Origin of the sequence: Candidatus Desulfofervidus auxilii (genome assembly GCF_001577525.1) — a bacterium.
In the GTDB taxonomy this organism is placed as follows: domain Bacteria; phylum Desulfobacterota; class Desulfofervidia; order Desulfofervidales; family Desulfofervidaceae; genus Desulfofervidus; species Desulfofervidus auxilii.
Genome location: NZ_CP013015.1, coordinates 780,528 through 801,843, shown reverse-complemented (window position 1 = coordinate 801,843; position 21,316 = coordinate 780,528). Strand labels below are relative to the sequence as shown.

Annotated in this window: 21 protein-coding genes and 4 pseudogenes; 8 read left to right on the top strand and 17 right to left on the bottom strand. The window is 34.5% G+C overall.

Features of this window, described 5'->3' with window-relative positions:
- The first annotated feature begins 78 nt into the window (after positions 1 to 78).
- A complete protein-coding gene (locus HS1_RS04070; protein WP_066061280.1) occupies positions 79 to 1,695 on the top strand; it encodes an ArnT family glycosyltransferase in 1,617 nt (538 codons plus the stop codon).
- A gap of 66 nt (positions 1,696 to 1,761) precedes the next feature.
- On the opposite strand, the gene HS1_RS04065 is transcribed toward HS1_RS04070, so the two are convergent.
- From HS1_RS04065 to HS1_RS13325, 3 genes are all read right to left on the bottom strand, one after another.
- Positions 1,762 to 2,178, bottom strand: a complete 417-nt coding sequence (locus tag HS1_RS04065; RefSeq protein ID WP_066061277.1) for a hypothetical protein — start codon at positions 2,176 to 2,178, stop codon at positions 1,762 to 1,764.
- A gap of 68 nt (positions 2,179 to 2,246) precedes the next feature.
- Entirely contained in the window at positions 2,247 to 3,275 is a 1,029-nt protein-coding gene (locus HS1_RS04060; protein ID WP_066061274.1) for a hypothetical protein, read from the bottom strand.
- Between the two features lie 2 nt (positions 3,276 to 3,277).
- On the bottom strand, positions 3,278 to 3,436 hold the full coding sequence (locus HS1_RS13325; protein ID WP_172793640.1) for a hypothetical protein: 159 nt from the start codon (positions 3,434 to 3,436) through the stop codon (positions 3,278 to 3,280).
- A gap of 611 nt (positions 3,437 to 4,047) precedes the next feature.
- Between HS1_RS13325 and HS1_RS13915 the strand changes: the two are divergent.
- The 3 genes and pseudogenes from HS1_RS13915 to HS1_RS13585 form a co-directional block, all read left to right on the top strand.
- Positions 4,048 to 4,685, top strand: a pseudogene (locus HS1_RS13915) (IS110 family transposase); the annotation flags it as partial.
- A 19-nt stretch (positions 4,686 to 4,704) separates the two neighbouring features.
- Positions 4,705 to 4,937 (top strand): annotated as a pseudogene (locus tag HS1_RS13910) (hypothetical protein); the annotation flags it as partial.
- 1 nt (position 4,938) lies between these two features.
- A partial coding sequence (locus HS1_RS13585) for a transposase (RefSeq protein ID WP_245669979.1) occupies positions 4,939 to 5,253 on the top strand: 315 nt, incomplete at its 5' end.
- A gap of 546 nt (positions 5,254 to 5,799) precedes the next feature.
- Here HS1_RS13585 and HS1_RS04050 read toward each other — a convergent pair.
- The 8 genes and pseudogenes from HS1_RS04050 to HS1_RS04020 all read right to left on the bottom strand — a co-directional run bounded on the left by HS1_RS04050 (position 5,800) and on the right by HS1_RS04020 (position 11,794).
- Complete coding sequence (locus HS1_RS04050; RefSeq protein ID WP_066061272.1) at positions 5,800 to 6,021, bottom strand: hypothetical protein; 222 nt, start codon at positions 6,019 to 6,021, stop codon at positions 5,800 to 5,802.
- Positions 6,018 to 6,167: pseudogene (locus HS1_RS12775) on the bottom strand (DUF3782 domain-containing protein); the annotation flags it as partial. The gene HS1_RS04050 and the pseudogene HS1_RS12775, both read right to left, overlap by 4 nt.
- 43 nt (positions 6,168 to 6,210) lie before the next feature.
- A complete protein-coding gene (locus HS1_RS04045; RefSeq protein WP_172793639.1) occupies positions 6,211 to 6,483 on the bottom strand; it encodes a hypothetical protein in 273 nt (90 codons plus the stop codon).
- Between the two features lie 70 nt (positions 6,484 to 6,553).
- Complete coding sequence (locus tag HS1_RS04040) at positions 6,554 to 8,578, bottom strand: STT3 domain-containing protein (protein ID WP_066061264.1); 2,025 nt, start codon at positions 8,576 to 8,578, stop codon at positions 6,554 to 6,556.
- A 44-nt stretch (positions 8,579 to 8,622) separates the two neighbouring features.
- On the bottom strand, positions 8,623 to 9,756 hold the full coding sequence (locus HS1_RS04035; protein WP_066061260.1) for a glycosyltransferase: 1,134 nt from the start codon (positions 9,754 to 9,756) through the stop codon (positions 8,623 to 8,625).
- The gene (locus HS1_RS04030) at positions 9,734 to 10,096 is read right to left on the bottom strand and encodes a DUF2304 domain-containing protein (RefSeq protein WP_066061257.1); all 363 of its coding nucleotides are present in this window, start codon (positions 10,094 to 10,096) and stop codon (positions 9,734 to 9,736) included. The genes HS1_RS04035 and HS1_RS04030 overlap by 23 nt, the downstream gene beginning before the upstream one ends.
- On the bottom strand, positions 10,096 to 10,758 hold the full coding sequence (locus tag HS1_RS04025) for a glycosyltransferase family 2 protein (protein WP_066061254.1): 663 nt from the start codon (positions 10,756 to 10,758) through the stop codon (positions 10,096 to 10,098). Before HS1_RS04025 ends, HS1_RS04030 begins: the two co-directional genes overlap by 1 nt.
- Complete coding sequence (locus HS1_RS04020) at positions 10,727 to 11,794, bottom strand: glycosyltransferase family 4 protein (RefSeq protein ID WP_156469374.1); 1,068 nt, start codon at positions 11,792 to 11,794, stop codon at positions 10,727 to 10,729. The genes HS1_RS04025 and HS1_RS04020 overlap by 32 nt, the downstream gene beginning before the upstream one ends.
- A gap of 620 nt (positions 11,795 to 12,414) precedes the next feature.
- On the opposite strand from HS1_RS04020, the gene HS1_RS04015 reads away from it, so the two are divergent.
- Positions 12,415 to 12,609 (top strand): hypothetical protein, encoded by a 195-nt coding sequence (locus HS1_RS04015; protein WP_066061248.1) that lies wholly within the window; start codon positions 12,415 to 12,417, stop codon positions 12,607 to 12,609.
- Between the two features lie 231 nt (positions 12,610 to 12,840).
- Positions 12,841 to 14,355 (top strand): DUF2079 domain-containing protein, encoded by a 1,515-nt coding sequence (locus HS1_RS04010; RefSeq protein WP_156469373.1) that lies wholly within the window; start codon positions 12,841 to 12,843, stop codon positions 14,353 to 14,355.
- 281 nt (positions 14,356 to 14,636) lie between these two features.
- Here the strand turns inward: HS1_RS04010 and HS1_RS12770 are convergent.
- The 6 genes and pseudogenes from HS1_RS12770 to HS1_RS03985 all read right to left on the bottom strand — a co-directional run.
- Positions 14,637 to 14,750 (bottom strand): annotated as a pseudogene (locus HS1_RS12770) (nucleotidyltransferase domain-containing protein); the annotation flags it as partial.
- A gap of 287 nt (positions 14,751 to 15,037) precedes the next feature.
- Positions 15,038 to 15,397 carry a conserved oligomeric Golgi complex subunit 6 gene (locus HS1_RS04005; protein WP_066061242.1) on the bottom strand — a complete coding sequence of 120 codons (360 nt, stop codon included), beginning with the start codon at positions 15,395 to 15,397 and terminating at the stop codon, positions 15,038 to 15,040.
- Positions 15,398 to 15,522: 125 nt separating this feature from the next.
- The gene (locus tag HS1_RS04000) at positions 15,523 to 15,909 is read right to left on the bottom strand and encodes a type II toxin-antitoxin system VapC family toxin (protein ID WP_066061237.1); all 387 of its coding nucleotides are present in this window, start codon (positions 15,907 to 15,909) and stop codon (positions 15,523 to 15,525) included.
- The gene (locus HS1_RS03995; RefSeq protein WP_066061234.1) at positions 15,906 to 16,142 is read right to left on the bottom strand and encodes a type II toxin-antitoxin system Phd/YefM family antitoxin; all 237 of its coding nucleotides are present in this window, start codon (positions 16,140 to 16,142) and stop codon (positions 15,906 to 15,908) included. The genes HS1_RS04000 and HS1_RS03995 overlap by 4 nt, the downstream gene beginning before the upstream one ends.
- A 482-nt stretch (positions 16,143 to 16,624) precedes the next feature.
- Positions 16,625 to 16,975, bottom strand: coding sequence for a DUF1616 domain-containing protein (locus tag HS1_RS13905; RefSeq protein ID WP_082757594.1), 351 nt, complete (start codon positions 16,973 to 16,975; stop codon positions 16,625 to 16,627).
- On the bottom strand, positions 16,972 to 18,411 hold the full coding sequence (locus HS1_RS03985; protein WP_066061229.1) for a flippase: 1,440 nt from the start codon (positions 18,409 to 18,411) through the stop codon (positions 16,972 to 16,974). The genes HS1_RS13905 and HS1_RS03985 overlap by 4 nt, the downstream gene beginning before the upstream one ends.
- Positions 18,412 to 18,509: 98 nt before the next feature.
- Here HS1_RS03985 and HS1_RS03980 point away from each other — a divergent pair, with 98 nt between their 5' ends.
- Together HS1_RS03980 and HS1_RS03975 are read left to right on the top strand one after the other, a co-directional pair.
- Positions 18,510 to 19,451 carry a glycosyltransferase family 2 protein gene (locus HS1_RS03980; RefSeq protein WP_066061227.1) on the top strand — a complete coding sequence of 314 codons (942 nt, stop codon included), beginning with the start codon at positions 18,510 to 18,512 and terminating at the stop codon, positions 19,449 to 19,451.
- 50 nt (positions 19,452 to 19,501) lie between these two features.
- Entirely contained in the window at positions 19,502 to 21,292 is a 1,791-nt protein-coding gene (locus HS1_RS03975) for a hypothetical protein (RefSeq protein ID WP_216638272.1), read from the top strand.
- Positions 21,293 to 21,316 lie beyond the last annotated feature (24 nt).

Here is a 21,316-nt window from a genome sequence, read left to right as displayed (position 1 = left end):
GGAACAGATTATACCTTAAAAAATTCTAGGTTTCTATATTTTTCTTGACACATAATCTTCATGCAAATAAAATGCGGCATGCAAAAAAAGGTTTTAATAGGCTTGTTTCTATTTCTAAGCCTTAACCTATTTACCCAGGCCTATTTGAAGTCCTTTACTACGGATGAGCCAATTCACCTTATAGCCGGCTTGGAGTATCTAAAAAGAAGTGCGTTTTATATTAATCCTGAACACCCTCCTTTAATTAAGCTTCTGTCCGCCACTATCCCCTATTTTACCCAAAAAGTAGTATTTCCCAAAAACAAATTAAAAGATTACTTTGATTTACATGAAACCATTTTATATATTATCTCTTTTATAAGACTAAATGATAAACATATTGATTTTTTTGTTTTAAAGGCCAGATTTTTTGCTATTTTGCTCAGTATTTTCCTTGGATATTTAATATACATAGCAACCAAAGAAATCTTTGGAACTCAAACAGGTATTATTGCCCTTTTGTTCTATTGCCTTGAGCCTACTTTTTTAGGACATGGTAAGCTCATCCATACTGATGTAGGCTGTGCTTTATTTTATTTATGGTATTTTTATTTATTATATAAATGTTATATTAAGCCTTGTTATAAGAATTTTTTTCTTTTAAGTCTTATTTTAGGTTTAGGTTTAATAACTAAGTTTTCTCTATTAATCCTCTTACCTATTCATGCTCTAGTCATGCTAAGTATTATAATCAAAAGACAATTTAGACCTATCTTACCTTTTATGTTTTTTATTCCCTGGTTGGTAATATCTGCCAGTTATTTTTTCCATGTTTCTATAAATTCTTTTTTCCTTCCCCCTAATTTTTTAAAGGGTATTAATTTGGTCATACAACACAACCAAACTGGCCACTTAAATTATTTATTAGGAAATTACTCTTTAAAAGGCTGGACCTGGTATTTTCCTATGGCTATTTTTTTAAAAGAAACTATTCCTATTTTATGCCTTTTTATTTTTGGTATTATTTATATATTTTATAATTTTAAAAAATATCTCTTTATCATTTTTCCTATTGTTTATTATTCCTTTTTTGCCTTTAGTTCTCATATAAACATTGGCCTAAGGCACTATCTGCCTGTCTTTCCCTTTTTAATTATAGCTGCTAGTGGATTTTCTAACTGGCTGATGCAAAAAAACATCTATGGAAAGGTAATTATTTCTATATTGATTATGGGGGCAGCAATAGAGGCGGTGATTATCTTTCCCCATTATATTAGCTATTTTAATCCCTTAGCTGGTGGATATGAAAGGGGCTGGCAAAAACTCTCTGATTCTAACTCAGAATGGGGGCAGGACATAAAGGCACTGGCAAAATATGGTAAAAAAAAACATATAGAAAACATTGAAGTGTATGCCTTTAATTGCTGGCTACTTCCCAGTTATGGGCAAAATTTTAAGCTTTTTAAGCCAGTGGGTGCATACTATAAAAAGCTATGGGGAGAAAAAGATGTGAATCTTATAGAAGAAAATCCTTTTAAAAAACAACCTCAGTATCTGGCCATAGGAAGTTCTTTTTTTATCTTGCCCCCTAGCAGTTTATTGCCTGATTTAACTCCTAAAATAGAAAGGGAGATAAAAAGGGAACTCTCTTATTATCGAAAACAAACACCCATTGCTATTATAGAAAAGACTATATTTGTATTTAAAAAGCATTAAACCTTTGATTTAGAAAGGGGATTTCCGATATGCTTACCTGCTAAAAGGTCGGCTCTGCCCAAATGCTTACCAAAAACCTGTAAGACCACGCCTCAAGTGATACCACCTATTATTCTTTTTTACCCAGTAGTCATATTTAACCACTACCCTATCATTTTTAAGGTGGATAATAGGGGGCCAATTTGTAACAAGCCTCATTTTTATCAGCGTAGAACCCATGGGACCTGAGCCCTCCTTTCCTATCTCAAGGAGTTCAAATTTCTTTACCTTCAGTGAAGTGGCCATGCCCTTTGCATATTCTTCTGGGGTCCTCTCAGAAGAAAGGCAGAGGTGCTCATAATAAAATGCCTTTTTAAACTCCCGCTGCTTTATGTAGCTCCAGTATCTATACCAGGCCTCCTGTAAGGTCTCACCCTCAGGACGAAAGGCATAGCAGGAAATAAAGAAAAACACCAACAGGAAGAGCCATAACTTTTTCTTCATAATCTTTATCCAAATAAAAAGGGTTCCTGCCTAAAAGGCAGGAACCCTTTTGTTTAGTTACTTAAAAACTACCCACCACTAGGAAGCCTACATGCTGGGCAACCTGCTTCTTGGCCGGTTGTGCCTTCTTTAAAGAGTGGCAGTGCATCGCAACGTACACCATCTTCCATTATAGTAAATCCAAATGCAGTTGCAGTTGTATTGTCAATCTCAATCCAACCTGAGGTTGCACCACCAGTGGGCAGACCAATAGCGCCAAAAGGTATCATATTGGCCTCCTCCACACACTTGTGGAAGGAAGTTGGGTGCTGGTCCTCATCATAGCTATAACCAGTTATGTAGTAACCATCTCCTGTACCGCAGGCACTATCATCGCAAGACTCTGTGCAAGCTACTGCTCCAACTGGAAAGACAAGCACTAGATTTCCATTTGTGGTTGTGTCATCATACCACCTTCCATAAAGATTCACACAAGCCCCATTGAGGATGTCTGTTCCGCTATCAATATAGCCTTCTGTATTTACTTCACCATCAGTTAAGTTTTGCACCATGGCAGCATTTGCAGCAACCCACCAGGTGGACTGTACAAGGGCAGTAGAAACAATAAGAGGATTGTTACCTACAAGATTATCTATGTCAGGGCTATTGCAGGTGCAGATCTCGCCTGCCTTGCAACCCTCTGACTCTATTGCAGAAATAAACATATAACCAATAATTGTACCATCAGAGAGGCCAGAAATTCCCATCTCCTTTGTGTCCATCTGCTCTTCATCGCAAATTGGGGTTATAGTTCCATAACCATCAGAGGTTGCATCAATGATAAGGATAAGTGTGCCGCGCTCAGATACACAAAACTGGTAATCATATCCTGGAATACTGCAACGGTCAAAGGGAACGATGTGGATACATTGGTCTTCATCAGATATATTGTGAATTTGGATTACAGTTGAAATGCAACCTGGAGTAGCATAAAAATAGGCAAACGAGGCATTCCCAGGGACATTATCACTCATTGAATTTGCTGCCTTCACATTACCGGCCATAAATACCAAACCCATTACCAAACTTAATACTACTAAAACCTTACTTAACTTCATTACTACACCTCCTTGTTAAATAATTTAACCATACCCAATACCTCAAAAAACCCAAATGTTCTTTTCTTCCCTCCTCTCACCCTCACCTCCTTTCTCCTTGTTTTTTTAAACACCGTATCTCCTTTGATGTCCTTCTTACCAGAAATCACAATAAATGTCAATAAAAAATTTAAGCACCATATTAACAAAATGCAAACGCCCTGTCAATAGGATTTTCTGCCTATTTTTCTCTAATAAAACAAATTAAAATAAATTGCAAGGGGTAAATAAAATATTTGTGAGGATTTTGGGTCATAATTTTTTAAAAAAAAAATTTAGAAGCAATTTGCTTAACTTTGCCTTACTCTGTATCAAGCTTTCTTGATGTATAGGAATTTATAAAATTGGTTCCTTGTTGACATGAAATCTATCCCCTAAAATCCAAATTTCAAAATCCAAATGCCAAAACATTAAATCAGTGAGTAGTGAAATATTGAGGGAATGAAATAGCCAAATGTAGTGGAATTGGGGTCTATAATTAAAAGTGAGAGTAAAAAATAGGGAATGAAATTAAGAAGCCTTCTTTATGTGATATAAATGATAAATGGCTAGGGGAACATTTGTGGCTAACGGGGTCAGTCAATAATGTTGAATTATTGTGACTCGGTTTGAATTGCCGGATGTTCTCCTGCCAATACCCTGTCTAATGGAAAGGTGCCTTTAAGTGGCTATTATAGACGGGATAAAGGTATTGGCAGAGCCATAAAATATCAAACATAAAGGAGGGTGAGGCGTGAAAAGGTTATCTGGAGGAATCGATATTGGCAGTGATAATCATCACATAATTATCATGGATGATGAAGAACAGATTTTGTATGACCAGAAGATAGCACACAAATTCAGTGAATTTTATAAGGCAGTTAGAGAATTTAGAGAGATTGAGAAAAGAGAAGGTGGGATAATATCATTTGCAATTGAAGGAAAGAATGGATACGGAGCACCATTTGATCGGATACTTATAGAGAGCGGATTCACCTTATACAATGTAGATAATTTAAAATTAAAACAATTTCGGAATGTATTTGGGGCAGAATGGCGTAACGATAAAAGGGACGCAAAAATGTTAGCAAAAATGCTGAAATTAAGAGATTATTTAGACGCTGAAAATGAAAAGGCATTCATTGCGGTAGAGAAGGCAACAAAAATCAATGAAAAGTTAAAGATTCTGTCTCGGCATCAACAAACCCTGATAGATGAGAAGATAAGGTTGCAAAACAGGCTTCGAAAAAGGCTATTAGAAGTATGTCCTGAGATATTAGAGATTGGTGATACAGACAGCAAGAAGATGTTGAGGCTTCTGGTAAGGTATCCTGATTTTTCGAGATATAAGGGACTTACTATGGGAGCTTTACTTAAAATAAAGATGATTGGNAAAAAACAGGCCTCTTTAATGTTAGAAAGTCTTCGCAACACAAAATACGTCGAAGAACTGGCAGATATATACAAAACGATTATATCATCTCATTCTCGGCGTATTTTAGAACTAAAAGAGGAGATTGAGATGTTGGATAAGAAGCTGGAAAAGCTAGGAGAAAAGAGTTCTGAGGTTAAGCGTTTAAAAAGTATCTCAGGAGTAGGAACAAAGCTTTCAAGCAGATTGGTCGGAGAAATTGGAGATATCAANAGATTTAAAAACGAGAGGCAACTTGCGATCTATTGTGGTGTAGCCTGTATAGATGATGAGTCTGGTAAACACAAAAGGACAAGAGTTGTATATAAGGCTAATAAGATATGTAAAGCAACTATGATTGAAATTGCGGGCTGCACAATTCGGTATGTTTCAGAATCCGCTACTTACTATGCTAAAAAACGGACTGAAGGGAAAGAGCATAACCATGCCTTGCGCTGCCTTGCTAGACAATTGATAAAAGTTATTTTTAAGATGTTAAAAGAAGATCGAGACTATATCTTAAAGGAGGAAATGGAGAAGGCTGCTTAAAAAATATTTCCATTTTTTACTTGACTTTTTAAATGGAAAGTTCAAACCTACAAAATACAGTTAAGAAAATAGAAAACGGAAAACAGAAATTCCCAGTTTCCATTTCCCAGTTCCTATTTCCCAATTTCCATTTCCAACGTGTTAACTTGCAAACTTTCTAACTTACAACTTTGTAAACGTGCATAAAGAAGGAAAGGGAAACGGGAAACAGAAAATAGAAAATAGAAATTCCCAATTCCCAGTTCCTAATTCCCAATTCTAACGTGCAAACGTGTAAACGTGCTAACGTTCCAATTTGACAGAAGGCGATTTTGCATTTTTCAATTTGCATTCTGCATTGAGCCATTGCGCTTATCATTTGGATCTCCGTTAAAATTACTTTGACGAAGTCCTATTACAGGACTTTCCCCAGAATTTTCAGAAGTTTTCCGAAAAGAAAGGTGTAATGACTATAATGTTATGGCTTAAAATTAAAAAGTTTTTAAGAGAGTTTGAAAAGTTATATGATGTCCTTAAGGCAGCCAGGGACTTTATTGAAAGGTTGCTTTAGATTCTTACATCATAACCAGAGGTATATACCTCTATGTTTAACCTCTCAGCAATGGGTCTTGCCCTTGGGTCAACAAAGGGTGAGATTACAGCCTTCCTAGTAACCTTTATCCCCTTTTTTCTTTCATAAAATTCAACCTTCCTTTGAAATGTATATATTTCTTCTCTACTTATAGAAGACTTTATCTCTGCAAGTAGGGTTATACTGTCTTTAATCACTCTATATCTAGGTCTATTTGTTCTGGTCGACCAAATACAGTGCCCTCTGTATCATAGTCAATATATCTCTCCACCTTAAGTCCGAGTTCCTTTAAAATACCCTTTAATCCTTCTCTAAAAGAATCATCACTCATTATACCCCATCTGGCACCAAGGCCCCCCTATAGCAGATTCTAGCCTCTTTGTGCCCTAATCCTGTCTCTTCATAAGCTCATTAATACGTTCTGAATGTTCCTCTTGTCTTTTTATGAGTTGGCCAATATAACTTGAGTGCTCTTCTAGTCTCAGGGACATCTCTTCAAGTCTCTTTGAGTGCTCTTCAAACCTTTTATTAAAATCTTCCCTTAGAAGTTTTATTGCATCAAGCACCTGTTTAAGCTCATCCTTTCTTACAAATACCTCTGCCATAATACCAATAAGTTGGTGCCTAAAGGCAGGGGATTGGGCCAGCAATCTTGGCAACTCTTCTATAATAATTTTTTCTATCTCTTTTTTCCATCATATTTTTATTTATACCACATTTTTGCCTTTTTCAAAACCTCACCTTCCATACCTGAAAGGCATGAAGGGCATTATATATATTGACAAAATGCGCTGAGGGCAGATTGAGGATAAACAGGCGATTAAACAAAGAGTGATAAAATCTTTCTGTAACCAAAAATGCTTCATTATACGGCTGAGCAATTTCTAAAATAAATCCTTGAGTATGGCCATAAGAGCGTTTTTGAATTATTTTCTTCTTTAAATTTATGATCACCAGGGCCTTAAGGTTAAAACTATGTTCCTGCCATTTACCCATGCCAGTAATCAGGTTGATTTTACACTCCTTGCCCATAAGAAAAGGACCTTTAAATTGTGCCTGAGGAATTTTTTGTATACAAGCATGGTCCCCTTTTCTAGTCTTTATATCCCAGGTGCCAAAATAATACCACCAATAGGCCTTATCTATTAAACTACGGTCAAGGACAAGATAAACTTCCCTATTTTTTTGGGGGAAGAAAAAATTGAGCCAGGATTGGCCTAAATTATATTTTTCTAAATAACTCCTTGCTTGTTCTTTAGACACAGAAAGCACAGTTTTTAATATATTTATGGCCTTCTTGGTGCCAAACTTTTTCTTTAACCGATTAAAACCCGTTTCTCCCTGAATGAGAAAAAATTTTATCCATTGACTGGCTAATCTTTGGTTAGTAGTAGTAAGAGGAAAGGCGGTAAAATAAGTCCTTTGAGGTTTCTGGCCACCTCCATCAATAAATGTGCCTCGATTTGACCAGTATTGACTTAAATAGCCAATATCCCACCAACACCAGATAGCAGCATCTTTTGAAGCAGTATGTTTAATTTTACTGAGACCTTGAGCCATAAAGGAAGGATACTTGGGATATGGTTTATAAGAAAAATCCGCCTTGAGATTAGAAAAGAGAACCAATAAAAATAGAAAGGCCATAAAAATATAGGAAAAAAAGGTATTGCCTCTTTCTTTAATTTCCTTTCCTAAAGACCAGCAAATATAAGCAATTCCTAGAGAGATAAATGGGATAAAAAACAGGCAAAATCGCTTGGAAAAAAAACAAAGCAGACCTATACCCAAGGGCACAACCAAAAAGCTCATCTGCCTTGGGCGAAAACGCCATAAAGAAAGGATGCCTATAATGCCCACAAAAAAACCAAAAAGATTGCCAGTAATCAATTTTCCCAGTTTAGACCAGGTTGGCTGCCTTAATTCTGAGATAGAAGCAGCTATATTGGGGAATGCGCCTTGGGGTTCTTTGGCAATAAATTTGAATAAATTAGAAAGCCCCTGGTGATATTTTAAGAGAAAAATAAAGGATAAAACACAAACAAAGATTATTTTAAGATAAATGGTGCTTTTTTTCTGTTTATAAAAGAAAACCGAAGCTAAAAAGGGTAATCCTAAAAGAAAGACTATAATATATTTAGCTGGCATCCACCACCAACAGAAAAGCATACTAAAAATTAAAGTGAGAAAGAGATAGAGATACCTCTTTTTATTTACATTTTCATAATAACAATAAAAAAAATAAGGAATAATAAGGATAAAAAATACATTCAGACAGTCGGTATCAAACCAGCCTAACTGAGTGCGGTAATAATAAAAAAAACTGCTTACACCTAAGGAGGCTGCCATAAAACCGGTTAGATAATTACCTAGCTGTCTTCCCCATAAAAAATAGGGTATGATAATAATACAGCTTAAAAGAGATGAAAGAAAAAAGGCCACCCAAGGCAAGGGGAAAAAGTGAGCCAGGCCAGCAGTAAGGACACTGATTAAAGGAGGTGGTTTAGGACGATGTGCCAGTTCAGGCAAACACCTTTTTTCATCAATGGGTTTATATGTGCCTGTTTTTAGCTCCTTTGCCAAACGAAGATAATAATAAGAATCAAGCCCCAATAAATTAGGATGATTTTGATAAAAGAAGAAATTCTTATATTTTTGCCATTGAGGCCCGTCTTTAAACCGAATACCCAAAGCCAGAAATATTACCAAGAATATGCCGGCAAATTTAAAACCTGTTTTGATGTTTTCTTTTTTCATCAAGGCTCATAAAAACATAAATTAAATCAATTAGCAAGTAAACTTCAATCTAGCAGTTCACTATATTGAGAATAAATCTTTTCTGCAATGATATTGATATGAAAGTTTTGTTCAAATCTTTTATAGGCATTTTCCCCCATTTTTTTTGCTAGATATGGATTGGAAATAATGGTATTTATGGCCTTTGCTAAGGCTGAAGAATCTTTTGGGGCTACAGTAATACCTGTTACTCCATCTTGGTTTACCCAGCTAATACCTGAACCATCTATGTTTGTGGTTACTAAAGGTCTTTTAAATCGCATGGCTTCCAGTAAAACTATGCCAAATGCCTCAGTTTTTTCTATAGAAGGCAAACAAAATAGGGTGCAGGCTTCATAGTAACTACCTAAATCCTTTTCATCGATTTTCCCTACCAAAAAAATTTTATTTTTAAGTCCCTCACTCTCTATAAGTTTTTTTAATTTATCCTTCTGTTTGCCTTCTCCTCCTAAGATAAGCACTGCATCCACATATTTCATTGCCTTGATTAAATAACTAAACCCTTTGTAGTAAGAAAGTCTCCCCAAAGAGAAAACGATTTCTCCCCCAAAATTTTTTTTAATCTTATTCACTCTTTCTTTATCACTTTTCAAGCGAGAGGGATCCAAGCCCAAGGGGATAACCCTACATTTTTTCCCTAGTGGGGATAGAGGTTGGGAGTGCTTTAAATATTGTTCTGAAGTTACAATAATCTTATCTGCCCGTTTGATAAGAAACCCTTGCAATGGCTTATAAAAAGGAAAAAACACCTTTATCTTTTTATCTATCTCTGAGGCCACCACATCTGCATGCCAGTGAATTAAAACTTTGGCCTTGGGTTTGGCCATCATTACTGCCAAAATGGCACTAGGATTGGGCATATGAATGTGGATTATATCAAACTTGGAGTTTAACTTTAAAAAATTATAAATAAATGATGGGCTTAAGGGGGTATATAATATATTAGATATGATCCCTGCCCTTATTACCTTAATATTTTCAATAAATTCATTCCTGGTAGTTGAAAGAGATTTATGTTGATGGGCTAAAATTGTCAGTTTTAGGGGAAATTCCTTTAAACTTTTGGCCAAATCTAAGATAAAATTTTCTATTCCTCCAAGATAAGGATAAAAGAACTTACTTAAGTGAAGTATCTTCATCTTTTTTGATATCAGTAAGCTTTTTTTCCATAATGGCCAGTCGTTGGGCTAACTCTTTAATTTTGACCTCATTTTCAGAAATAGAGATATTTAGTGAGAGAAGTTTAATAAGGATAAGACAGGCGGCAATAACAAGTAGAAAAATAGGAGGATAGTGAATTCCTAGATATCTTCCTATGCAGTCTATAATAGAGGGGAAAAAACTACAGACTAATACCGCCAAGGCTATGAAAATCCACCATATTGCATGTTTTTCTTGGAGTCTTGCCTTCCTGACTAGGGATATAACTGCAATAAAAACACAGATACCTATCAAAACCAAAACAGTTCTGTAAGACATTACCGCCCCTTGACCATAATAATGGTAAAAGTAATTAAAAAATATCTTAAAATGCTTTTTAAAGAAGGAAATACTTTAGACTTCCCCCATGTTCTGGACTTCATTTCCACAGGCACTTCTCCTATTTTAAGACCAAACTTTTTGGCCATAATCAGCACCCCTACATCTTGATACTCCAGGTTGGCCCCATTGTATGTAGAAAACTTGCTAAAGGCTGACTTACTATAAGCCCTGAACCCAGAGGTAAAATCGTTAATCTTAAGACCTGAAAATTTTCTAAACAGCCACCAACAAACCTTTTTAGCCATATTTGCCCTTTGTGGACAGGCACCAATAACAATATCAAATCCCTTTCTCAGCCCATTTAGCAGTTTAGGTATATCATTGGGTATATGTTGACCATCAGCATCTATAGTGATTACTTGCTCATAATCCTTATCCAAGGCATACTTAAATCCCACCCTAATGGCTGACCAGGTGCCCATATTAAAAGGTAAGGAAATAGTTTCTACTTTTAACTTTTTTGCAATCTCAATGGAACTATCCTCGCTTGCATCATCTATAATCAAAATATCTTTAAAACCTAAGGCCAAAAGTTCATTAATGAGGGATTCTATTGTGTTTTCTTCATTAAATACAGGTATGACAACCAAAGGATGCATATTCTTGAAAGATTTTTAAATATTTTTGAGCTGTTTCATTCCAAGAAAAAATCCTGCTTCTTTGAAGTCCCCTTTTTATCAACTCTTTTCTTAAACCCTTATTTGTCAATAGCTTATACATCCCCTCAGATATTTCGTCAACCTCAAATGGATTAACAAAATAGGCTGCCCTGCCAGCTACCTCAGGTAGCGAAGAAAGATTAGAGGTTATAACAGGTACACCTACTTGCATGGCCTCTAAAAGAGGAAACCCAAATCCTTCATTCAGGGAAGGGAATACAAAAAGAGAGGCTTTTTTATAAAGAAGGGCCTTTTCTGTCTCAGATATATTTTTGAGAAAGATGATATTTTCAGAAGATTGTCCATTTATACCAACGATAACCAGATGATATTGGGATAATCGAGTCCTCAGCATCCCATAAGCCTCTATCACTCGTTTATAATTTTTATACCCCCTTTTGTTACCAAAATAAAGTATATAAGGCAGGGGTATGGATAAATCAGTGGTTGATTCAGCATTATTAAGTTTTGGCCTTCCCTGATAAATCACTGATATTTTAGGCAGTTTAGAAAATCTTTTCTTTAAACAGTCTTTAGTGTATTTAGAAACAGCAATGATATGATTGGCCCTTTTTATAGCGTGGGTTAAGATAGAGCGAAAATAAATCCGCTCAAAGAAAGAGAAAAATTGAGGAAAAATAAGTGGGGTCAGGTCATGAATAGTCAGAATCACAGGCAATTTTTTAGGAAGTAGGAGGGGTAAATTAAAATGAGGTTCAAAAAATATATCCAATTTATTTCTTTTTAATATCTCAAAAAATAAAAACTTCTCCTTAAACAGAAACGGTTTGGCACTCACTCTTTTGTAAGTTAGATTTTTTTGATAAGGGAAAATTTTCTCCTTACTTTCATTGTAAAAAAATATATATTGGTTTTTTCTATCTATCTCAAGAAGAACGGTCAAAAGATTTGATAAATAAGTGTAAAGACCAGTTCCTTTGAAACTGAGCCACCTTATGTCTATGCCGATAATCATTAGATTTATTATGGAAAAAGAGGGAGCGATTGTAAAGAAGCTTACCAGAAAATTTCTCCACTTCCACCTACGAAGTGGAAAAAGGCGTGCCTCTATCAGGCCTACGTCAAAGTCAGGCCATAAGTAATTTAACAAAAAGAACAAACGTTTAAATATGGTCTAAAAAATCCAAAGGCCAAAATGCCAAAACATTAAATCAGTGAGTAGTGAAATAGTGAGGGAATGAAATAGCCAAATGTAGTGGAATTGGGGTCAAACCTACAAAATACAGTTAAGAAAATAGAAAACGGAAAACAGAAATTTCCAATTCCAACGTGTTAACTTGCAAACTTTCTAACTTACAACTTTGTAAACGTGCATAAAGAAGGAAAGGGAAACGGGAAACAGAAAATAGAAAATAGAAATTCCCAATTCCCAGTTCCTAATTCCCAATTCCAACGTGCTAACGTTCCAATTTAACAAAAGGCGATTTTGCATTTTTCAATTTGCATTCTGCATTGAGCCATTGCGCTTAACATTTGGATCTCCGTCAAAATTACTTTGACGAAGTCCTAGTATCTCTATATAAAACCTTGAAAAATTTAAAAATTTCATTTAAAAATACAAAAAGAGGAAGGAAAATGGATATAACTAATATAGTCAAAACAGCCCTTCAAGAGATGATTGTCCCTGAACTAAATAGCATTAAAAAGGAAAATGCTGAGATTAAGACCTCCTTGGGCTTTATTAACAAGAGGTTGGATGATGTGAACAGCCACTTAGTAGATCAAAGCCGAAGAATTGATGAGACAAATAAAAAAAAATTGACACAGTAAGGGAGGAACTGGCCCAGGAGATTAGGGATGTAAGGATAGAACTTCGTGCTGAGATAGCAAAGACAAATACCAGGATAGACCGCCTTTATGAGGTAATTGTTAGAAGAGATGAACACCACAAGCTTGAGCAAAGGGTAGCAAACCTAGAACGCGATGTAAGCGAGCTGAAGCGCAGATTGGCTGCATAGCTTATCAACACAAGGAAAGTAGAGATGTATATTGTCTTTTAGATTGAAAAATAAAACCTCTTTAATTCATATTTTTATCTTTCTTCTATTAGTTATCCTAAGTTTTTTAAAATATTTCTCCTTTCACACCTCTATGTATGATTTGGGAATAATTGAACATTATATTTATACATGTTCCTATTTTGGGGATTACTCTGGTCTTCTTTCTGGAGGACATCACTTCCGTCCTGTCCTATTTATATATAGTCTGATATACAAAATCTATTCATCTTCTATTATTCTCCTTATCTCTCAAGCATTTGCCCTTGTTTTAGGGGGCATCTTTTTAGAAAAAATAATAAAGACTAATCCAGAATTGAAAATTGTATCACCTGCTTTCATTATTATCCTATATTATCTTTACTTTGCCTTGTGGTGGATTGCTTTATTTGACTTTCATGTTGATTGTTGGCTAATCCCCATCATGTTTGCTATTTTTTATAGCCTTCAAAATCATAAATCCATAATTTTAATAACTGGCCTAATTTTATCCCTTTGTTTCTTAAAGGAACCCTTTATCCTCACAGCCGCTGCCTTTGGTATATATTTAATATTCAAATACCGCAGGCCATTTTTAGGAGGTATTCTTTTTATCCTTTGTCTATTTTTATTCTATTTAGTTACTGTTAAGGTCATCCCTAAATTTGGAGGAATGAGTTATCTTTCTTCTTGGGCATTTGGGTATTTGGGGAAAACTCCATTAAAAATGTGTATTTATATTCTTAGCCATCCCTGGGTCATTTTAAAAGAGATTTTTACTAATCCCTTAAAGATAATTTATCTTATTGCCTTATTTGCCCCTTTTTTCTTTTTATGTATTTTATCCCCCTTAGAACTCATACCGGCTCTGCCTATTATTACTATTTCCCTTCTTTCCCAAAAAGTAGGTCATTATATATATTCTAATCACCATCACGCAGCTATTATTACCCCTGTTTTTGTGGCCTTTATCTATGCCTTGCCTAAAGTTTATAATTTTTGCTCAAAGTTTAAGTTATCTAAACAGACTTTAAATACCTTTCTATTAGCTATAGCTTTATTTTTCCACATTATTTTTAGCTGTTCACCATTATCCAAGGTCTTTTGGGTCAAAAAGCTTGGATATAGTTGGCCTTTTTATAAAAATGCTTACATACCAACCAAAAGAGACATAAAAATCTGGCAGGCATTAAAGACATATATTCCTTCTGACCCCAAACTTAAGATCTCCTATCAAAATTTTTTAAATTGTGGTTATTTATCACAGAGAAAAAAGATATTTCTTTACCCTAGTGGTATTTTTAAGGCAGACTATATCATATTAGATTTAAAAAGACCTTATTTTATAAAAGGCTATGAACCAGCCATTTCTTTAATTAATTTTTTAGGAGAAAAACGCACTAAAGTCATAAAAGATGCTCTAGCCAGAGACTCACGTTTGATAAAGACCCACTGGAATGTCTTTAACAAGATAAATAAAACTTGGATTAAGATTTATGCTTATGATGGGTTTTTTATCTTTAAAAAGCCTCATTCTTGATAACTATTTGATAACTCGCCAATACCTCTAAGTAAGGCTTCAATGTTTCATAGGCACATCTTTCCCATGAAAATTTTTGTGCCTGTTTTGGCCCATTTTGTTTAATTTAAAAAATAAAAAACGGTCAATCTTTTTAGAGGCAGGTTAAATTAATCCCCTCTTTCATCACTGAATCTATAAATCCTTCATGTTGTATTTTTTATCTCTTCTTCAGTATATATACTAGAACATCTACAGTGATAGAACAGTTTAGGAAGTATTTTCTGAATTCAAAGATGCGTTCAACTAAATCCTTTTGGCTGTGTTTTACTATAATTAATAATTATGTCTGCATCACTACCCCCAGTATAGTTTCCTTTAGCTAAAGAGCCAAAAAGAATAATAGATATCACATCTTGTCTCTCTTTTTTTAAAAGTTAAACTCAATTCTCTCAATTCCCTTAAAATCTTACCCCTGTCCAGAAATCGTATCCTGACAGAAGGTAAGTATTCTTTTGGCTACTTCATATGCCTCCTCGGCTTTCTTTAAATTAAAGTAGTCTTTAGGGACACCACTAGGCCACAACGCTCTAAATCTCTTTCTGCCTGTGCTAACTAATCTTTACTTCTTTCTGGCACTCAAAGACCTCTAGATATTTATCTGTAGATTAGCAGAAATAAGGTATAATATGCAAAGAATTTTTTATAAATTAGCGGTTTTTTGCTCTAGTGCCCTTAGGCGGGTTAAGATATCTGAGGTAACACTTTCTTCTCTTTTAATCCGCTCCATCTCTTGAGCTATTTTTCCTACCTGAAAGGTTAATTGGTCAATTCTATTGTTGGTAGCATCAATCCTGCCAGTTAGCTCAGTTCTTACCTCATCAATGCGGTTATTTGTCTCATCAATCCTTCGGCTTTGATCAACTAGATGCCCATTTATATCAGAAAGGCGCTTTTCTACAGCATCAAGCCTTATACTCATCTTTGCCTGATTGTGTTTTATCTCTTTAAGTTCAGGTAGGATAAAATGCTTTATAGCAGTAACAACGCCTTCTTTATCCATACTCCTTACCCCAATACACATTTAAGCATAAGTTTTATGGATAGTCAAGAATTACAGCCAAGTAAGGCAACAAACTTTGGCTAAAATTCTTCCACCTACGAAGTGGAAATATGAAAAATAAAATTTTACCAGATGATCTCCACTTTATATTTAGCAATTTGAGGATCAGAAGTCAAAATAGGTAAGCCTTCCAACTGGGCTTGGGCAATAATTATACGGTCAAAAGGGTCCCGGTGATAGATTGGAAGGCTATAGGTGTGTAAAGCGTGACTTATCTTAATAGGTAAACTTTGAATTGCGTTGATGACCAATTGTTCAGGGATAAAACGCTCTGGCTCATAAGGTAGTTGCAATCTTCCAAGTCGAACTTTGATAGCAATCTCCCAGCCACTAGCAGCACTAAGCAATAATTCATTATTCCCATTACTGATAACCTCAAGAGCACGAGATGATAGCCTAGTATCATTTGAAATCCACCACAAAAAGGTATGGGTATCTAAAAGTACTCTCACTGCTCAAATGCCTTTAAGATAGATTCAGGTAATGGGGCATCAAAATCTGGTGATATAATAATCTTTCCCTCCGCACTTCCTGGAGTGCGCCCTTTGGGTCTTTCTATTATTGGCACCAAACGGGCAATGGGTCTTCCTGCCTTGGCAATAATAATTTCTTCGCCACTTTCCACCCTGGCCAAAAGTCGAGAAAATTGGGTTTTTGCCTCGTGAATATTTACCTTTAATGGCATTTTTAAATCACCTCCTATAACAAAATAGACTAAACTAAAGACTAAGTCAAGATTCTGTCAATAAATGTGTCTGAGTATTTACCGTGGCCTATAACATATTTAAAACTTGCAGTTTCTATCTAGCTCGCCAACCATTGCCGAAAGGTGGATAGAACAAGGAAAAACCAATAAAAACACAAAATTTCTCCACCTACGAAGTGGAAAAAAGGTGGAGAAAAAGTGGCTATTTCATTCCCTCACTATTTCACTACTCACTGATTTAATGTTTTGGCATTTAGACATTTGGATTTCATTTGGCATTTGGATTTTGAAATTTGGATTTTTTTAAATTACTTATGGCCTGACTTTGACGTAGCCCTATAGGACTACTATCCATTATATTGGATTCAGCTTGTCAAGTACAGATATTGTCCGCCTCAAAATCATAAAACCATCTTTTTCATATACCAAATCATAGCGTTTTTTGGTCTCTTCTACAAGTTTTAGGAATTTTTGGGAAAAGGCAGGCCTTTTCCATTTGCAACTTTATTCTTTTTAGAGGCATTTTTACTGTGAGATATTGTCTTTTTAAGCAATAGATAGATTATGGGTATAAATATAAGTACAAAAATTGCTATGCTACAATTAAAAGCATTGATTTTTACCTTAAAAAGGTAATTGAGCCAAAAGATAGTTAGAGGGACTAATGCAATCGAAAGGCCAAAGGATAATGCTATCCTCTCAATCCAATCTATTTCATCCTTTCGAAAGAACATAAAAGACCAGGCAAATCCAGGAATAAACAATACAAAGATTGTTCCAAAAAACGCCCTTAGCACAACTAACTCCTTCATCCTTGGCCATAGATAATTTTTTTGAATGTCTTTAGGTCTTCTCTTCTAAGTTCTTTTATTAAAAAAAGCATAATAAAATAAACTAATAATAACATCACATAAAGCAGCGGTAGCAAAAGTGGTGAGGCAGAACCACATAAAATTGCCATAAAATAAATAACAATAGAAACTCCACAAATTTTTGCTAACGAAACTTTGTTTATTAAGACTTTGAAATAAATAAACACATAGCCTCCTGTTATACAACTACCTAAAAATGAAGTAATGGTTGTTGCTAAAGCAGCACCCTCTAAGTGGTATCGTGGTATTAAAATGGTATTTAAAATTATACATATTGGCAGCAAGAGCAATACAGCTAGCATAGCAATCCTGGGTTTTCCACTAGCGGTAATAATATTTGCAAAAATTGAGAATACGGTAAAAAAACCAAATCCTAAGAACAAAATGCTTAACGAAGTACTAGCAGGTAAATATTTCAAGGAATAACAAAGATTAATTAAATTGTTGGATGTAGCACTAAAAACAACTATTGTAGGGATTAAAAACATTAACAGGTATCTCATAGAATTTATTATATAATTTTGGGTTTGTTCTATATCTCTTAGGGCGGTTGACCTGGATATGGCAGGAAATAAAGCACTCCCCAATACACTAAAAATATAAAAAGGGACCCTTGATAACATAGAGGCAGCAGTGTAATAGCCTGCTTGTATATTGTCCATAAGGATTCCCTTTACAAAGAATAAGTCAGCACTAATTAAGAAGTTGATAGTGATAGAAAAAACAATAACAGGTATGGCAAAATTTATAATTTTTTTATACTTAAACCTGTTTTTATTTTTTTCCCCCTCACCTTTTAAAAAATACCAGCCTACTGCTAACCCTGCTAAAGGCCCCATTAAATATCCCAAAATTGCCCCATAAAGCCTGAGACCTAGTAAAACTAACATAAATACTCCTATCACTTTGGTCATAGAGGATATAATCAGCACCAGGGCCTGCTTGTCATACCATCTAAACCCATTTAAAAAATTTGTATATAGTGAATAAAAGGCACTTACAGGTATAATAAAGGCAGAAATTTTAATATAATTACATAAAGATGGGCTTTTTAGCAGGTTAGAAAAAGCGCCTGCAAGTAAAAAATATACCCAAAAGACAATTAGGGATGAAACTAATTGCAGTTTGGTTGTTTTATGCATCACTGCTTTAGCCCTACTATTATCCTCTGCAATATATTTTGAGGCTGCTAAAGGAATGCCTGTGTTAAGGAGGTTTTGAGGTAGAGTGACAAGATAGATTACCACCCCAAATATTCCATAAGAGGCAGGTCCTAATATCCTTCCTAGACCTGCATGGATTACATATCCACTTGCTAAAAACATCACCTGGGCTATGGTGAAATACAGTGTCCCTCTTCCCAAAGATATATTCATGTAATGTTCCTTAAATTTAAGGATAGACGCTATATATCTTGTTTTCTAAGGTATTGCAAGGATAGTTACAATAAGATATAAGAATTAAGGAGTCAAAGGTGTTTCTAGAAAAGATAAGTGTTGTAATACCTACATATAACAGGGCAAAGTTACTCAAAGAATGTTTAACTTCATTGTGTAAACAGGAGTATAAAAATTTTGAAGTTATAGTAGTAGACGATGGTTCAAAAGACCAAACAAAAGAAATTGTAGATAGTTTTAAAAAAAATTTAGATATTAAATACATCTTTCAAGAAAATAAAGGCCCTGCCTGTGCCAGAAATCTAGGTATTAAAATGGCAAGTGGTGATATAGTGGCCTTTATTGACGATGATTGTATCGCCTCAAGACAATGGCTAAAGGCGATTAATGAAGCATTTGACGGGCAAATTGGAGGGGTTGAAGGAAAAACCATTCCAAAACATGCTTTAACTCCTTTCTCTCACTGTGTAATAAATCTTTATGGAGGCCGCTATCCAACCTGTAACATTGCTTATAAAAAAGCAATTTTGAATAAAATCTATTTTGATGAAAGCTTCCCTGCCTGCTATCACTTTAGGGAAGATTCAGACCTGGCATTTACAATTATAGAAAATGGGTATACTATCAAATTTGCTTCAGAGGTCTTAGTATATCACCTTTTTGTAGAGGAAAGTTGGTCTAAAGTGCTCAAAAATAAAATAAGATTTTTTATAGACCCATTGCTCTTCAAAAAGCATCCTAGGCTATATAAAAAATACATAAAATTTCCCTTTGAGTTATTTACCCCATTATACATACTTTTTTCTCTATTGGGATTTTTAAATCCTTTATTCTTTATTGGACTACCTTTAACAACTATAGTTGAATTATTCTATCGTAAGTGGAGTGTAAACATTTTTGAATTTTTCTCTTTTTTAGTGTTGCAGACAATTGGCTCATTTATCTTAATAATATCTGTTCTTTATGGCTGCCTCAAATTTAAGGTAAGCCCATTCAGGTTATTTCTATTCCCAAGATGATTGCATTTGTTATCTTTATAAATCTATTATTTATCAGTGTGCTTTATAGTGTGAGAAATGTTAAGGGAATGAATCCCTATTTTATTTATTTTCATATAGTTGGCATGGTTTTAATTTCTTTTATATACCTCTATACTACCATAAAGCAGGAGCTTAGGCCTTTTGAAGTAGGTGAGCTGGTCAAAAAAACGCTTGGTCTAATTATTTTGCTTTTATCTATAGTGATTGTTAGTTGGTTTGCCCATCTACTTCCCTATGGCAGTATTTTTTTAGTCCTTTTTAGCTCCACAATTGCTGGCTATATCAGTTTTATTGTTTTAAAAAAACACCAAAAGAAACAAAAGATAAGTGAGCTAAAAAATATCTTTAGATTAGAAATAGCAAAAGATGCTTATATTTTACTTATTATTTTTCTCTTTGGCTTTCTGTTGCGCCTTTTGGTATTTGGGTTGCCCAAAATCCCTATTGGATATGATGTCCCCATGTATCTCCTTCAGGCAATTAAAGGGGTAGAAATGCCCTTTTTTTCTCTTTTAAAAAAAGGTCTTTTATTTAGCAAAAATCCCTATTTAGATACCGTAAACTTTGCCACCCTTTGGTTAGGGCTTACAGCAAAAATTTTAAATCTTTTGGGCCTTGACCTTTTATTTATCCCAAAAATCATTATACCTCTGATAGATTCCTTTTCAATCCTTGCCTTATATTTCTTGGTAAAATCCCTTACAAATAAAAAGACGGCCCTTTACTCCTCACTTGTCTTTGCTACTCTGCCTGGAGAATTATTGTTTTCTGACCTTTATAAGGAAATTTTTGGAAAATTCTGGCTTATTTTATCACTTGGAATCTTTGTAAATTATATTAAAAAACGTTCCTTTATTAAAGTATTGTTTTTCCTCATTTCTATATTCTTTCTATGGAAGACAGCAATAACTGCATTTGCAAAAATGGTAATATTTTCTGTTGCATACATTACCTACCTTATATTAAGTAAAAAGTTAAATAAGGCAGAATTAATTACCTTTTCTTTTATGTGTTTGATTTTATTAGGCGTAATTTATTTATATAAAAACAATGAACTAATGATGAATCTATTGCCCCATAAGTCTTCAAATGCCCAAATTATAACCCCTTATACCTATTATGCATTCCCAATAATTGCCCTGACTAATATGACCGCATTTTTAATTACCATATTTTATTTCTTTAGGGTGTATACCTATAAAGGCCTCTCTCATGAAGAAATCTCTGCCCTTTCCTTTTCACTGCCTATATTTTTAAGTCTTATTATAGTTAACTTTTTTATTTCTACCTTGCTTGGCTATCACATTTTTCCTTCAACTCCGTATTTATATAACCTCAGATTTTCCATATACATGGACATCCCTTTGGCAATCATCACAGGTCTATTTTTATATAATACCTCCATTAATATTAAGGAAAAAAATCTGAAAATAGGCTTGATTTTTACGCTACTTTTGCTATTATTTGTTGACTTTGGCCTAACTGCCTGTAAAAAGATGACAATACACAAGCCACGGTTGACACAATTTATTAGTGCAGATGTTTATGACAAATTACAATCCCTATCTATAAAGGTATACGACAATGTAATTTGTGTGGGAAAATTTGATTGGACTTTAGAAAATGCAAGCAACTATTCCTTTGGTAATTGGATCAAATACTTGATATATTCTAAAACAGGAAAGGAGCCAATTATGATAGGTTCTATAGATGAACTTAAAAATATGAAATTTAAAGACAATGAGAAGGTCCTTGTCTTAGATTGTCAGGGAAAGGACATAAAACATATATTTATTTATAATCATAAACAAAAAGGGTAAAAAAATGAAGAGGGGTTTTGTCTA